2 protein-coding genes are annotated in these 1394 nt (G+C 58.3%); both read left to right on the top strand.

Going from position 1 to position 1394, the window contains the following annotated elements:
• The coding region (locus ACZ60B_RS42945; RefSeq protein WP_469397545.1) for a sugar phosphate isomerase/epimerase family protein at nt 1-810 on the top strand (810 nt) is incomplete at its 5' end.
• Between the two features lie 59 nt (nt 811-869).
• On the top strand, nt 870-1394 hold a 525-nt coding region (locus ACZ60B_RS42940), incomplete at its 3' end, for a TIM barrel protein (protein WP_469397542.1).

Here is a 1394-nt window from a genome sequence, read left to right as displayed (position 1 = left end):
GGCTATAAATACATCGAGCAGTCGCCGCACCCGCAGATCAACCCGTTTTACAAGCATCCGAAGGCCAGCCGCGAAATCATGGCGGAGTATAAAAACGCCCTGAAAGCGACCGGCGTGGAGATCTCCTCATTTATCGTGGTGTATCGCTGGTCCGGGCCGGGCGAAGATCGCCGCCAGGCGGCAGTCAAAAACTGGCGACGGATGATCGAGATCGCGGTGGAAATGGGCGTGCAGGTGATCAACACCGAACTGGCCGGCAACCCCAACGAGCCGGAGATCTGCGAGGAGCTGTGGTATCGCTCGATGGAGGAGCTGCTGCCGATCGTTGAGCGCGAGGGTATCCGTATGGAGATCCAGTCGCACCCGTGGGACTTCTGCGAGCTGAGTAACGAAACCGCCGATCTGGTGAAATCGCTGCGCAGCGACCACGTCAAATACCTCTACAGCGTGCCGCACACCTTCTACTACGACAAGGGGCAGGGCGATGTGGCCGGCATGTTGCAGTACGCCGGGGACGATCTTTCCCACGTGCTGATTGCCGACACCATGAATCACACCAAGCATTGCCGTTATATCGTCAATCCGCCGGGCGTTGACGCCGCGGTGCATCAGCACGTCGGCATCGGCGAAGGTGAGGTGAATTTCGACGCCCTGTTCCAGACGCTGCGCGACATGGAATTTGCCAACCGCAGCTTCAAGGCCGGCGGCGAATCGATCATCTGCACCTCGCTGTTCGGCTATCCGGAAAAGATGCCGAGCCAGGCGGTGGCGACCAGAGAGCGCATCGAAAGAGAGCTGTTGGGCAAATAATCTTATTTGGCTCGCCGGCGTCATTTGCACCGGCGGCCCTCCAAGGACCGAGGCAGACCATGAATAAAGACAACGTGAAATTGGCCATCGCGCCAATCGGCTGGACCAACGACGACATGCCCGATCTGGGCAAGGAAAACACCTTCCAGCAGTGCGTCAGCGAAATGGCGCTGGCCGGTTTCACCGGCAGCGAAGTGGGCAGCAAATACCCGCGCGATCCGGCGGTGCTGAAACCGATGCTGGATATTCGCGGCATCCAGATCTGCAACGCCTGGTTCAGCACCTTTTTCGCCGACGGCCAAAAAGACAAAACCATCGATGAATTTATCAACCACATGAATTTCCTGCATGCCATGGGCGCCAGGGTGATTGGCTGCTCCGATCAGAGCAAGAGCATTCAGGGCACCACCAAAGGCGTGTTCGAAGAGAAGCCGTATTTCAGCGATGAAGAGTGGCAGCGCGTGGCCGACGGTTACAACGAGCTGGCGAAGATCGCCGCCGGCAAAGGCATGCAGGTGTGTCTGCACCACCACATGGGCACCGGCATTCAGACTACCGCCGAAATCGATCGCTACATGAGCATG

It is taken from the genome of Streptomyces sp. NPDC104096, from assembly GCF_055584385.1.
This window is presented reverse-complemented; position numbering and strand designations above follow the sequence as displayed.